The sequence below is a fragment of the Pontibacter rufus genome, assembly GCF_015694705.1.
Lineage (GTDB): Bacteria > Bacteroidota > Bacteroidia > Cytophagales > Hymenobacteraceae > Pontibacter > Pontibacter rufus.
The window spans coordinates 366194-379176 of the sequence record NZ_JADQDR010000001.1 but is presented as its reverse complement, the minus strand read 5'-3'; the positions used below and the strand labels follow the sequence as shown (position 1 = coordinate 379176).

Genomic DNA, 12983 nt, shown 5'->3' with positions numbered 1-12983 from the left:
AGGTATAGATTAGCAAATGTATACGAAGTATAAAAGCAGGTTTATACTTTGTTCTGCTCCTCTGAGAAGTGTTTTGCCAGCAGCGCACTTACTTTCTCAACGGTTAGGGGTTTGGTCAGGTATTCGGCATTATACTTCTCTGAATTGGCGGTGTCCTGGGGGTGCGTGGAGGTGGTGAGCACCGCCATCACAATGCCCTTCCGGAATTCCGGGTCCAGGCGCTCGTACAGGTTCAGCATTTCAAAGCCATCCATCACCGGCATGTTGATGTCCAGGAAAATCAGTTCCGGCTGGAAATAACTCCTACTTTCTTCCTCATAGTTGTTGTTGCTTACGTTGTACAGGTAATCAAAAGCCTGCTTGCCATTCACAAACGTCCGGATGTTGTCTGTCACCTCCATCCTGTCCAGCAGGCGCTGGTTCAGAAAATTGGTGGTGTCGTCGTCGTCAATAAGTAATATGCCGCTAAGTTTTTTCATTCTATACTTTAAGCAAAAATATTCAGAAATCCGCTGCCTTTACCTGCTGCCCTGCTGATACGCCACATACAAAAATATTAAATTATCTTTAATTACAATCGTAAGTAGCTCATACCTTAACGGGCTGTTTAAGTCAATTCATACTTACCACGCAAGGTTTAAAGTATTCCATGGCAAAGCAGCTTTCCTCTATTACACAAATCTGGCTATCAGGCGCTTATCCCTAATCTGTGGCCGGCTGATCTATAAAGTAGAGAAGCCCGTCTCTGTAGCAGATGCGGGCTTCTCTACTTTATGCTGTTGCCTTAATTTGTTCAGCAAGCAGACAGCTTATCTCCCGTATTTGCTCTATAACAGGAAACCGATAAACAAGTTGTCACTTTATCAAATCAAGCATATTTTTAGCCGATATAGCCCTGGGCACGCATCCAGTCGTCGTTGTATATTTTGGCCAGATAACGTGAGCCGTGATCTGGGAGCAACACCACCAGCATATCATCTGCTGTCAGGTTGTTTCCGCGGGCATACTCCAGCGCACCAAATACCGCCGTGCCACCCGACCAGCCCACAAACAGGCCTTCTTCTTTGGCCAGCCGCCTTGTCATCACAGCGCCGTCCTTATCAGATACTTTTATAAAACTGTCAATCAGGTCGAAGTTTACGTTTTTGGGAAGGATATCCTCGCCTATACCTTCGGTAGCATAAGGATATATCTCCTTTTCATCAAAAATACCGGTTTCTTTATACTTCTTGAAAACCGAACCATACGTATCGATACCCACCGTTACGATGGCGGGGTTCTGCTCTTTCAGGAACTGCGACGTGCCGGAAACAGTACCGCCTGTGCCCACGCCTGTTACGAAGTGCGTGATTTTGCCCTCGGTTTGCTCCCATAGTTCGGGCCCTGTGGTTTCGTAATGGGCTACGGTGTTCGACAGGTTATCGTACTGGTTCGGGTAAAACGAGTTCGGGATTTCCTGGTTCAGGCGGCGGGCCACCGAGTAGTATGAATCCGGATGCTCCGGCGGCACATTGGTAGGGCAAACTATTACCTCGGCACCAACCGCTTTCAGTATATCTATTTTCTCTTTGCTCTGCTTATCCGACATCGTAAAAATGCACTTATAGCCTTTGGCAATAGCTATCAGCGCCAGTCCCATGCCGGTATTGCCTGATGTACCCTCGATGATGGTGCCGCCCGGCTTCAGGATCCCGGCCTTTTCGGCATCCTCAATCATTTTAACGGCCATGCGGTCTTTCACAGAGTTTCCCGGATTCAGGTATTCCACTTTGGCGAGCACAGTAGCTTTTATACCTTTCGTTACGCTATTCAGCTTTACCAGGGGCGTGTTTCCAACAGCCTCCGTAATATGGTTCAGATACTTCATCTGTTTTGTTTTTGAATTCAGATGCAAAGGTACGAAAATTTGGTTACCGCTATTCGTTGCCGGCTAACCGGAATAGCCTTAAGTTATTAAGCTATAGCTTTCTCTAAAGAAATGACGCAACTGGCCCATATTGCAATTTATCAGAAAGAGGTCCTTAACCAGAGGAAATTGAGCTTATTATTACAGAATTCCCCTCCCCGGAGGGGCAGGATGGGTAAAACACCTTTAAACTTCGCGTTGCCTAAACGAACCGCAACTTAGGTTAATTGATAAGGTTTATACTCTGTTTTTCCTTTCCCGGTACAAAAGCATAACTATAACCAGGTCAAGATCATATATCTGTTTTGCTTGCTGCCTCGTACGTAAGCCAGGTATACCTGTTTATGCCGGCAACAATTAGCTGACAGCTAAACAGTCAAGTTCCGGCTCAGGGCTTTATTAGGGATAACAATTTTTGCAAGCGCCGCAAAAAAGCCTATTTTTGCACTACCTTAACAGGTATAGCGTCATTTCACAAACTAAAAAAGATACACATGAGTGTTTTGGTAAATAAAGATTCGAAAGTGATAGTGCAGGGCTTTACAGGCTCGGAAGGTTCTTTCCATGCACACCAGATGATCGAGTATGGTACTGACGTAGTGGGCGGCGTAACGCCGGGCAAAGGCGGCACTTACCACCTGGATTTGCCTGTTTTTAATACCGTAGAGGAAGCTGTGACTAAGACGGGCGCTGATGTGTCAATCATTTTTGTGCCGCCAGCCTTTGCTGCCGATGCTATCATGGAAGCTGCCCAGGCGGGCATTAAAGTGATTGTGTGCATCACGGAAGGTATACCTGTAAAAGACATGGTGGCCGCCAAACACTACATCAAAGACAGAAACGTAACCCTGATTGGCCCTAACTGCCCCGGCGTAATTACGCCAGGCGAGGCGAAAGTGGGCATTATGCCGGGCTTCGTGTTCAAATCCGGCCGTATCGGCATTGTATCTAAATCCGGAACGCTTACCTACGAGGCCGCCGACCAGATTGTGAAAGCAGGTTTAGGAATATCTACAGCCATTGGCATCGGCGGTGACCCGATTATCGGCACGCCAACCAAAGAAGCCGTAGAAATGCTGATGAACGACCCTGAAACAGATGCCATTGTGATGATCGGGGAAATTGGCGGCAACTATGAGGCGGTGGCTTCCAAATACATCCGTGAAACAGGTAACCAGAAGCCGGTAGTTGGCTTCATTGCCGGCCAGACAGCTCCGGCAGGCCGCCGCATGGGCCATGCAGGCGCTATTGTGGGTGGCGCTGACGACACCGCAGCCGCTAAAATGAAAATTATGCGCGAGAGCGGCATCCATGTAGTAGAATCACCAGCTGAAATTGGTGATGCTATGGTAAAAGCGCTGCAGGAAGCCGGCATTAACGCGTAAGTATAGACGTTAGTAGCTAGGTTTTAGACCTTAGACTTTCCCTGGTACTTTATACTTGAGGTTTATACCTGAAGTAAGACCATAAAACAGGAAGGCTGCCCTTGCAGGGCAGCCTTCCTGTTTTTTATTGATAATAAGTAGTTTCACTAACCTGAGACAGCTGTACTGGTTTTTATCTTATTTTAGGAATACAGCATTTGGCCTGCAGTTTCTATAAGACGACCAAAATAACAGATTCGGCTAATGTATGGCCATTACTTGCTCCTTTCTGCGTTGCTTTATACTTTCGGGTACAGCGGCGATAATTTCCTGCTGCAGGGCTTCTACCAGCTTCTTTTTCAGGAAACTCCTGTGCACTGCCAGGCTTACTTCGCGGAGCGGCTGGGGTTCCTCAAACGGGTGCACCAGCCGGCGCTTGTCTTCGGGCATTTCCAGCACCAGCAATTCCGGCAGCAGTGTGAGGCCGTGCTGGGTTTCCACAATGCGCCTGAGTGTTTCCAGTGAGCCGCTCTTATAGTCGAGACTGCTGCCCTGCGCCACCGTGTTTTTTACATTTTGATTGCAAATATGCAGCACCTGGCTCCTGAAACAGTGACCTTCGTCCAGCAGCCACAATTCGTCCATGTCCAGTTGCGCCGGGCTGATGGTTTTATACCTGGCCAGCGGGTGTTTTGGGTTGATGTAAGTATAAAAAGCTTCGTAAAACAGCGGAATCTCTTTGATGCACTTATGTTCAAGGGGTGTTACCAGCAGGCCGGCATCCAGCTGATCGTGGATTAATCTTTCTGTAATCTGTTCTGTCAGCAATTCCTGCACTACCACCCGTACCTGCGGATATTTTTCCATAAAGCTGGTGATAAACAAGGGTATCAGGTATGGGGCCAGTGTGGGTATAACACCAATGCGTAGTTCTCCGGCCAGTTCCTTTTTCTGCTCCTGCACTATCTCGTGTATTTTTTTGGCTTCAGTCACCACAATACGGGCCTGCGCAATTATTTCTTTGCCGGTTTCGGTGGGTCGCACCGGCACGCGGCTCCTGTCGAGCAGTTGCGTGCCCAGTTCCTCTTCCAGCTTTTGCAATTGCATACTAAGCGTTGGCTGCGTTACAAAGCAGTGTTCTGCCGCCGTAGCAAAGTGGCGGTAAGTATCCACGGCAAGTAAATATTCCAGCTGTACTAAAGTCATGGATGAAAGAAGTTTTAGATAGTAGGTTTTAGACGATCGACTTTAAATTGTCTTTAACTCAGGCATGTCTGCACTGTTCTGCCAGGATGCATCATCAATTAAATTTATCAGCTTATAAATATAATCAATTTGGCTTATAAAACCATAAGCCGGTGACTTTGTTATGTAGCTATAAAAACAAAAACATTTACAAATAAGACATGGGAAAACTAACGCAAATAGGATTAGAGAAAAAAGACAGTCAGGAAATCGCGGAAAAGCTGAATGAGCTGCTGGCCAATTATCATTTATACTATCAGAACCTGCGCGGCTTTCATTGGAACATCAAAGGTGTGCATTTCTTTCAGTTGCATGCCAAGTATGAGGAGTTGTACAACAACGCGCTGACTAAAATAGATGAGATTGCAGAGCGCATTTTAACGATTGGCCAGAAGCCGCTGCACACGTTTTCTGATTATGTGCGCGTATCCAGTATTAAAGAAGCGGCCAACATCAGCGGCGACAAAGAAACTGTAACTGCCACCCACGACAATCTTACCACACTCATTAACCTGGAGCGCGAGCTACTGGGCCTTGCTGCCGAAAAAGGCGATGAGGGAACAGTGGACCTTTTGAGTGAGGACATCAACGAAAACGAAAAAACACTCTGGATGCTCAATGCCTTCCTGAGCTAGTTTACCCTGCTGCACTTGCCGGTACAAAACACAGTATCATAACAAGGAACCAAAGTATAAAAGCGCGCTCTCATACCTGAGGGTGCGCTTTTATACTTATAGCCCGTCTGCCATACTTGCTTTTTTCTGCCCCGGATGTACCCGCGCAATTAGCATGTGTTTTTCCGGAAACTATGCGGGCCTGATTTGTCCGTTCCCTTTTATGAGCCATTTATAGCTGGTGAGTTCCTCTAATCCCATTGGGCCACGGGCGTGGAGTTTTTGTGTGCTGATGCCTATCTCCGCCCCCAGTCCAAACTGCGCGCCATCGGTAAAAGCCGTAGAGGCGTTGGCATACACAGCTGCGGCATCCACACTTTGTAAAAAGCGATTGATGTGTGCATCGCTTTCGGATATGATAGCTTCGCTGTGCCCGGAACTATAATTGGCAATATGATCGAGTGCTTCCACCAGGTTGTCTACGGTTTTCAGCGCCATTTTTAGTGATAAGAACTCTGTCCCGAAATCTTCTTCCGAAGCAGGTTTCAGCAAGTCCGCCGGATAACTTTGCTGTAATACCGTAAAAGAAGGCTCGTCTGCAAAAATGATGACACCGGCCGCAGCCAGCGGAGCGGTCAGTTCTGCCAGATCATGCAGGCGGCTTCGGTGCACAAGCAGGCAGTCCAGGGCGTTGCACACACTTACGCGCCGCGTTTTGGCATTATGTATAATCTCCTTTCCTTTTGCCAGGTCAGCGGTTTCATCGAAATAAGTATGCACAATGCCGGCGCCGGTTTCGATAACGGGTACTTTGGCATGCTGCCGTACAAAGTCAATTAACTGCTGGCTTCCGCGCGGTATCAGTACATCTACATAGCCAACGGCGCCCAGCAGCGCTTCGGTGGCAGCCCTGTCAGGGGGGAGCAACGCAACAATGTCTTTGCTGATGCCATGCTTTTCCAGCACCTGGTGGATTACGTACACGATGGCCTCATTCGAAAAAGCCGCATCGCTTCCCCCTTTCAGCAAACAGGCATTTCCGGTTTTCAGGCACAGCGAAAACACATCAAACGTTACATTGGGCCTGGCCTCGTAAATTACCCCAACCACGCCCAGCGGCACGCGCACCTTAGAGAGGTGCAGCCCGTTCGGAAGCTCCCGCTCCAGCAACACCTCGTTTAGCGGAGACATCAGGCCGGCCACGTTGCTGATATCTGCTGCAATCCCTTCTATGCGCGCCTTTGTCAGCTTCAGCCGGTCGTATTTCGGATCGTCAGGGTGCATCCTGTCCAGGTCTTTCTCATTTTCGGAAAGCAGAAAAGCCGTATGCGCCACCGCTGCGGCAGCCACCTCCCGCAAAACAGCGTCGACTGTTTTGGATGGCAGCATGCTCAGGCTTCTGCTGGCTTTGCGCGTGCGCTCAAATATGTTATTTAGCTCCATTATCAGATGGTTCAGGGTATAAAAACAGGTAATCATAATGCACCAGCGGTTTCTGGTTTTTCTGCCCGATGCGTTCCAGCGCTTTGTCTGAGCCGTACTCCGCTATGCCCAGGCCCAGCAGTCCGCCATTTTCATCCAGCAGCTTCACTACATCTCCTTTCAGGAATTCCCCGCTAATGCCTGTAACACCTACAGGAAGCAGGCTGGTAGCCCTGGAGGAAACGAGCGCTTCCCGGGCTCCCTGGTTTATCCGGACGACTCCCTTGGCGTTATTCTCGTTGTGGGCCAGCCACTTTTTCCTGCCCGATGCAGCCTTATGGGGCAAAAAACGAGTGTTCACCACCTCCTCCTGCAGCAGCCGGGTAAGTATGTTGTCGGTTTTGCCGTTGGCGATGTGCACGGCAATACCCAGTTGCGCCACCTTCCGGGCCATGTGGCTCTTGGTAAGCATGCCACCGCGGCCAAACTGCGACCGCTGCGTGGTAATAAAAGAGGACAGGCCTGTGGCCGTGTGGTCTATCTCACGGATTACTTCTGAGCCGGCGTCTTTTGGGTTTCCGTTGTAAATGCCATCCACGTTAGAAAGTATAATCAGGGCATCGGCATTGAGCATCGAGGCTACCAGTCCGGCGAGTTCGTCGTTATCGGTAAACATGAGCTCCGTTATCGAAATCACGTCATTTTCGTTGATAACCGGGATGATGTCGTGCTGCAAAAGGATTTGGAAGCAGTTCTTCATGTTCAGGTAGTGCAGCCGGTCACGGAAATCTTCTTTGGTAACCAGCACCTGGGCACAGACCAGCCCAAACCGGCCAAACTGTTCCGAATAGGTGTTTATCAGCTTCACCTGCCCCACCGAAGCCAGCAGCTGCCGGCTGGCCACCGCATCAAACTTTTCTGATACTTTTACCATACTTCTCCCCGAAGCCACTGCCCCCGAAGACACCAGAATCACCTCCTTACCCTGCCGCTTTATTTCGGCTATCTGCTCTACCAGGTGGCTCATTCTTGCCAAGTCGGGCATGCCATTGTCCAGGGTGAGCACGTTAGACCCTATTTTAATGATGATTCTCTTATAAAGTAAGGCCATCCACTGCTGCTTTGTTAATTAAAAACCAATTTAAAGCTAAACTTTATAAAAGAGAAGCAAACAAAGCAGTAATTGTGCTCTTTGCTTGGCTGGTGCCTTACTAATCGTGCTGATGCCTATGCTGGTGCGAGCTTGCAGCTCGTACCTTTAAATTCACGAAAGAGTAGGTACGAGCTGCAAGCTCGCACCAGCTAGAGAAGCAATTGTAATGAAACAGGTACAGCAGGCAAGTACAATTATATAACAAAGCCGCCTGCCACAAAAGTGGCAGGCGGCTTCCCCTTAATTTATTAAATCAGCTATACTTATTTGGCGTAGCTGATGGCGCGCATCTCGCGGATAACCGTAATCTTGATTTGTCCCGGATACTGCATCTCTTTCTCTATTTTCTGGGAGATATCGTACGAGATTTCGGCCGCTTTTTCATCTGTTACGTTGTCGGCATCTACCATCACACGCAGCTCGCGGCCGGCCTGGATAGCGTAGCACTGGTTCACACCTTCAAACGAAATAGCGGTTTCTTCCAGCTCTTTCAGACGCTTGATGTATGATTCCATTATTTCGCGGCGAGCGCCCGGTCTGGAGCCGGAAATGGCATCGCAGGCCTGCACCAGCGGCGAAACCATGGCAGTCATTTCCACCTCATCGTGGTGAGCACCAATCGCGTTTACTACATCCGGATGTTCTTTATACTTCTTGGCCAGCTCCATACCAATAATGGCGTGCGGCAGCTCCGGCTCGTCCGGGGTCACTTTGCCGATGTCGTGCAGCAGGCCGGCACGTTTGGCGTGCTTCACGTTCAGGCCAAGTTCGGCCGCCATGGTAGCACAAAGGTTAGCCACCTCACGGGAGTGTTGCAACAGGTTCTGACCGTAAGACGAGCGAAAACGCATGCGGCCCACCATTTTAATCAGCTCCGGGTGCAAGCCATGTATACCTAAATCAATAGCCGTACGCTCCCCTATCTCTACAATCTCCTCATCAATGTTCTTGCGGGTTTTGGCCACTACTTCCTCGATGCGGGCCGGGTGAATACGGCCGTCAGCTACAAGACGGTGCAGCGACAAGCGGGCAATTTCGCGGCGAACAGGGTCGAAACCGGAGATAATGATGGCCTCAGGCGTATCATCCACAATAATTTCCACACCGGTAGCAGCTTCCAGCGCACGAATGTTGCGGCCTTCGCGTCCAATAATTTTTCCTTTGATATCGTCGCTCTCGATGTTAAAAACGGACACGCAGTTTTCGATGGCGTGCTCAGCAGCGGTGCGCTGAATGGTTTCGATAACGATTTTCTTGGCTTCTTTGGTAGCGGTGAGCCTGGCCTGCGCCACAATGTCCTTGATGTGTGAAGAGGCTTGCGTCTGGGCCTCGCTTTTCAGGGCTTCTACCAGTTGCTCACGGGCTTCGGAAGCCGTAAGGCCGGCAATGCGCTCCAATTGCCCTACAATTTCCTGGTGCTGCTGTTCTACTTCTTCTTTGCGCTTCCGGTAACTTTCGGCCTGTGCCTGCAGGTGCTCCTTTTCTTTTTCCAGTTGTGCGTTCAGCTGCTCCCTTTCTTTGTCGAGCTGTGTGGTTAACTGCTCTTTCTCTTTGGCAAGCTCGGCTTCGAGGCGTTTCGCCTGTTCCATCTGCTTGTTTACCAGCTGCTCACGCTGTTTTACCTTGTTCTCATTCTGGATGATGATGTTCTTTTTCTTGTTTGATTCTTCTTCAAACTCAGATTTCAGCTTCAGGTATTTCTCCTTGGCTTCCAGGATGCGATCTTTCTTGATGCTCTCGGCATTGAGCTCTGCCTCACGAATAATCGTTTTAGCAGTCTGGCGGGCAACTTCCTCCTGCTGCTTGTATACTTTCTGCAGCAGCATACGTCCAATGTATACGCCCACTCCGAGCGCCACAATGGCCGTTAGTAAAATGTAAATAATATCGGGCATAACTAGTAGCTTTTATGGTTTATAAAAACGCCTGGTAGTGCCTGCAAATAACAAAGTGTGGCTTATGTGCCTAAACGAAGTATAAGCTATGGAATGGCCGCAGCAGGCCGCCAATGCTTATTTACTGGCCGACGATAAGAGTTCGTCGAGTAGGTTGAGCTTTTGGTCTATACTGGTTTGATGATCATTCCTTTCATCCTCCAGCTTCAGCTTGTCTACCATAGTCTCGAAGGCCACCATGGCGAGCAAATCCTGTTTTTCCTGTATCCCAAACTGGTCTTTAAAGAAGCGCAGGCGCTCGTTCAGCAGTTTCCCAACCACCCGCAGCCTTTCTTCCTCCTCTTCCTTCACCCGCATCGGATACTCGCGTTCCGCAATGCGAATCTTGATAGCTAATTCACTCATCCGTTGCGTAGGTTATGTCAGGTTCATCCGGCTTCTGCTGTTTCCCGGCCCTCGCGGCCGCTCATACTTCAGCTTTAGTCCTGCAGGTAAGCAATACACTTATCAATTTCTCTTATGTATTCGTTTAGTTTGAGCTTTAACTCTGTCGAATTTGCAGGGTTTCCTGCCATCGCGTCTACAATTTTAACAATATTCTCCTGATTTTGAAAATTTTTTATTTGCTGCTCCTTTTCCGCGACCTGTTCTTCCAGGGTCTGTATCTCCTGCTGGGCCCGGGCAAGGCGCTGTTGCACATCGGCATAGCGGTTTAAAACCCGGCGCAGCTTATCTTCAATATGCTGGAGTTGTTGTAGTTGCTTTTCCTGTGGCATAACATTATTTGCGTATAAAAGCTCCCAATTGTTTTTCGAATTGCTGCATCAGGCGGTTCATAGTACTGTCGATCACCTTATCGGTCAGGGTTTGCTGTTTGTCCAGCAACGTGAAGCTGAGCGCGTAGGCTTTCTTACCTGCATCAATCTTGTCGCCCTCGTACACATCAAACACGTTTACGCCCTGCAGCAGCTTGCGCTCGGTACGGAAAGCAATTTGTTTAACCTGGTCGAAGGTAATGTTTTTATCCAGCACCAGCGACAAATCGCGGCGCACCTCCGGGAATTTCGGCAGCTCTTCGGCCACCAGCTTGTCTTTATACTTCTTCAGCAGGTAATCCCAGTTCAGTTCGGCGTACCATACCTGCTCCTTCACCTCCATCCGGCGCGCCACCGCAGCATCCAGCGGACCAAGTTCGGCAAGCACGGTGCCATTCTTGGTATAGGCAATCCCCTGCTTCAGGTAGCTGTTCGGCTCCAGTGGCTGCACCTCAAAATCAGCTGCGTTTAGTTTGCGCAGTACGTTCTGCACCACGCCGGCCAAATCATGGAAAGCAGCTTTCATACCCGGTTGTTTCCAGCTTTCGGCGGCTACGTTGCCGGCCATGTATAACACCAGCCTGCGGCTCTCTTCATAGGCGCCTTCCTGCTGCGTGTATACTTTACCTAGTTCAAACAGCTTCAGGTCGCGCTGGCGGCGGTTGATGTTGCGGCGCAGCACCTCCAATCCCGAGAACACCATACTTTTGCGCAGCACATCCAAATCCTCGGAGTTGTAGTTCACGACCTGTACCAACCCGTCCGCTTCTCCTGCCGAAGTATAATAACCGGAATTGGTAATAGAGTTGGTGATGATCTCATGAAAGCCGTTGTCGGCAATGTAATCCATGATGGTATCGGTGATGTCTTCCGGATTCGGGCGCGGGAAGTTGGCCAGAAACGTAGACGACATGTGCTCACCCACGGCAATGTTATTGAAGCCATAGATGCGCAGGATCTCCTCTATCACGTCTGCCTCGCGCGTTACGTCCACCTTAAATGGCGGCACCGACAAAGACAAATGCGTATCGCTTTCGCCTGTAACCTGAATGCCCAAATCCGTCAGTATAGTTTTGATGCGCTCCACGCCGATGTATTGTCCAATCAACTTGTGGGCACGCGCTATACTTAGTTCCACTTCGTGGTTCTGAACAGGGTCCGGGTATACGTCTATAATGTCGGATGACACCTCGCCCCCGGCAACTTCCTGCACCAGCAGCGCCGCACGCTTCAGGGCTGTCAGCACCATGTTCGGATCGGTACCACGCTCGAAGCGGAAAGAAGCATCGGTTTTCAGGCCATGCGCCATACCTGTGCGGCGCACCCAGTCCGGCGAGAAATAGGCGCTTTCGATAAAGATGCTCGTGGTTTCGTTTGACACACCGGATTCTACTCCGCCGAACACGCCGCCGATGGCCATTGGCTCCTCCGCGTTGCAAATCATCAGATCGGTTGCCTGCAGTTTGCGTTCCACACCATCCAGTGTTTTGAAAGTAGTACCTTCGGCTACTGTCTTTACTATAATCTTATCGCCTTTTATCTTGTCTGCATCAAAGGCGTGGAGCGGCTGGCCCAGTTCGTGCAGCACGTAATTGGTCACATCCACCACGTTGTTTATGGGTGAGAGGCCGATGGCGCGCAGGCGCCGCTGCATCCATTCCGGCGACGGCCCCACTTTTATACCCGTTACCGTTACGCCCGCATAGCGCGGACAGGCAGCAGTATTTTCCACCTCCACACTTATACTTCTGGAGGTATTATTCACTTCAAATTCCTCTACAGAGGGCAGCACCGCTTTGGCATCGGTGAGCGCCTGCAGGTCGCGGGCTACGCCGAAGTGCGAGGCCGCATCGGCGCGGTTCGGCGTCAGGCCAATTTCAAAAACCTTATCAGAACCTAAACCAAAAAACTGGGCGGCAGGCGTTCCGTTGGGTAAATCTGTGTCCAGCACCATAATGCCGGCATGCGAGGCACCTAGGCCAATCTCGTCCTCGGCACAAATCATACCTTCGGACACCGCTCCCCGGATCTTGGACTTCTTGATTTTGAAAGGCTCGCCGCCTGTAGGATACAGGGTGCTGTTAACAGTAGCCACTACCACGCGCTGCCCGGCCGCTACGTTGGGCGCACCGCACACAATCTGGCTGGGCGTGTCTGTGCCGATATCTACAGTGGTGATGCGCAGGCGATCCGCGTCGGGATGTTGTTGGCAGGTTAGCACCTCGCCCAATACAATGCCCTCCAGGCCACCGGGCACCGCCTCAAAAGTATGGATACCCTCTACTTCCAGTCCTGCATCGGTGAGCAATGCGCCTGTCTCCTCTGCGGATTTATCTATGTTTATGAGTTGTTTCAGCCAGTCAAATGAAATCAGCATGTTGTTCTTATCTGTTTTTAGAGTATGGCTTCGCTACAGCGGCCTAAGTCTTCAAAATTAAACATAATTCCGTTATAGGAATTACGAATTACGGATTACGAGTTCCGAATTATGAACATATGGGAGAGCAGGTGAGTTGATTCCTTTGTCTTTTGTCCTAAAGACCTTTTCCTGCTAATCCTTTTCCAAAGT

The 12983-nt window shown here is 49.8% G+C and carries 10 protein-coding genes and 1 pseudogene; 2 read left to right on the top strand and 9 right to left on the bottom strand.

Annotated features, from left to right (window positions below):
* Positions 1-41 precede the first annotated feature (41 nt).
* Positions 42-479: a response regulator gene (locus I2I11_RS01710; RefSeq protein ID WP_196265931.1), complete on the bottom strand. Its 438-nt coding sequence runs from the start codon at positions 477-479 to the stop codon at positions 42-44.
* A gap of 407 nt (positions 480-886) precedes the next feature.
* A pseudogene (locus tag I2I11_RS01705) lies at positions 887-1867 on the bottom strand (PLP-dependent cysteine synthase family protein); the annotation flags it as partial.
* Between the two features lie 533 nt (positions 1868-2400).
* Between I2I11_RS01705 and sucD the strand changes: the two are divergent.
* Positions 2401-3291: a succinate--CoA ligase subunit alpha gene (sucD, locus tag I2I11_RS01700; protein WP_196265929.1), complete on the top strand. Its 891-nt coding sequence runs from the start codon at positions 2401-2403 to the stop codon at positions 3289-3291.
* Between the two features lie 240 nt (positions 3292-3531).
* On the opposite strand, the gene I2I11_RS01695 is transcribed toward sucD, so the two are convergent.
* A complete protein-coding gene (locus tag I2I11_RS01695; RefSeq protein WP_196265928.1) occupies positions 3532-4476 on the bottom strand; it encodes a hydrogen peroxide-inducible genes activator in 945 nt (314 codons plus the stop codon).
* Between the two features lie 200 nt (positions 4477-4676).
* Here I2I11_RS01695 and I2I11_RS01690 point away from each other — a divergent pair, with 200 nt between their 5' ends.
* Positions 4677-5150, top strand: a complete 474-nt coding sequence (locus I2I11_RS01690; RefSeq protein WP_196265927.1) for a Dps family protein — start codon at positions 4677-4679, stop codon at positions 5148-5150.
* A 171-nt stretch (positions 5151-5321) separates the two neighbouring features.
* Here the strand turns inward: I2I11_RS01690 and I2I11_RS01685 are convergent, their stop codons facing one another.
* The 6 genes from I2I11_RS01685 to pheT form a co-directional block, all read right to left on the bottom strand.
* Entirely contained in the window at positions 5322-6572 is a 1251-nt protein-coding gene (locus I2I11_RS01685; protein ID WP_196265926.1) for a glutamate-5-semialdehyde dehydrogenase, read from the bottom strand.
* Positions 6559-7662: a glutamate 5-kinase gene (gene proB, locus I2I11_RS01680; protein WP_196265925.1), complete on the bottom strand. Its 1104-nt coding sequence runs from the start codon at positions 7660-7662 to the stop codon at positions 6559-6561. Before proB ends, I2I11_RS01685 begins: the two co-directional genes overlap by 14 nt.
* A gap of 305 nt (positions 7663-7967) precedes the next feature.
* Positions 7968-9599 (bottom strand): ribonuclease Y, encoded by a 1632-nt coding sequence (rny, locus tag I2I11_RS01675; protein WP_196265924.1) that lies wholly within the window; start codon positions 9597-9599, stop codon positions 7968-7970.
* 117 nt (positions 9600-9716) lie between these two features.
* On the bottom strand, positions 9717-10004 hold the full coding sequence (locus I2I11_RS01670; protein WP_196265923.1) for a cell division protein ZapA: 288 nt from the start codon (positions 10002-10004) through the stop codon (positions 9717-9719).
* 74 nt (positions 10005-10078) lie between these two features.
* The gene (locus tag I2I11_RS01665) at positions 10079-10375 is read right to left on the bottom strand and encodes a hypothetical protein (protein WP_196265922.1); all 297 of its coding nucleotides are present in this window, start codon (positions 10373-10375) and stop codon (positions 10079-10081) included.
* A gap of 4 nt (positions 10376-10379) precedes the next feature.
* Complete coding sequence (gene pheT, locus I2I11_RS01660; RefSeq protein WP_196265921.1) at positions 10380-12791, bottom strand: phenylalanine--tRNA ligase subunit beta; 2412 nt, start codon at positions 12789-12791, stop codon at positions 10380-10382.
* Between the last annotated feature and the right edge of the window lie 192 nt (positions 12792-12983).

Coding starts and splice junctions, on each gene's coding strand:
- I2I11_RS01665 (WP_196265922.1), bottom strand. CDS start 10,375: ATGCCACAGGAAAAGCAACTACAACAACTCCAGCATATTGAAGATAAG.
- I2I11_RS01710 (WP_196265931.1), bottom strand. CDS start 479: ATGAAAAAACTTAGCGGCATATTACTTATTGACGACGACGACACCACC.
- proB (WP_196265925.1), bottom strand. CDS start 7,662: ATGGCCTTACTTTATAAGAGAATCATCATTAAAATAGGGTCTAACGTG.
- I2I11_RS01670 (WP_196265923.1), bottom strand. CDS start 10,004: ATGAGTGAATTAGCTATCAAGATTCGCATTGCGGAACGCGAGTATCCG.
- pheT (WP_196265921.1), bottom strand. CDS start 12,791: ATGCTGATTTCATTTGACTGGCTGAAACAACTCATAAACATAGATAAA.
- I2I11_RS01690 (WP_196265927.1), top strand. CDS start 4,677: ATGGGAAAACTAACGCAAATAGGATTAGAGAAAAAAGACAGTCAGGAA.
- sucD (WP_196265929.1), top strand. CDS start 2,401: ATGAGTGTTTTGGTAAATAAAGATTCGAAAGTGATAGTGCAGGGCTTT.
- rny (WP_196265924.1), bottom strand. CDS start 9,599: ATGCCCGATATTATTTACATTTTACTAACGGCCATTGTGGCGCTCGGA.
- I2I11_RS01695 (WP_196265928.1), bottom strand. CDS start 4,476: ATGACTTTAGTACAGCTGGAATATTTACTTGCCGTGGATACTTACCGC.
- I2I11_RS01685 (WP_196265926.1), bottom strand. CDS start 6,572: ATGGAGCTAAATAACATATTTGAGCGCACGCGCAAAGCCAGCAGAAGC.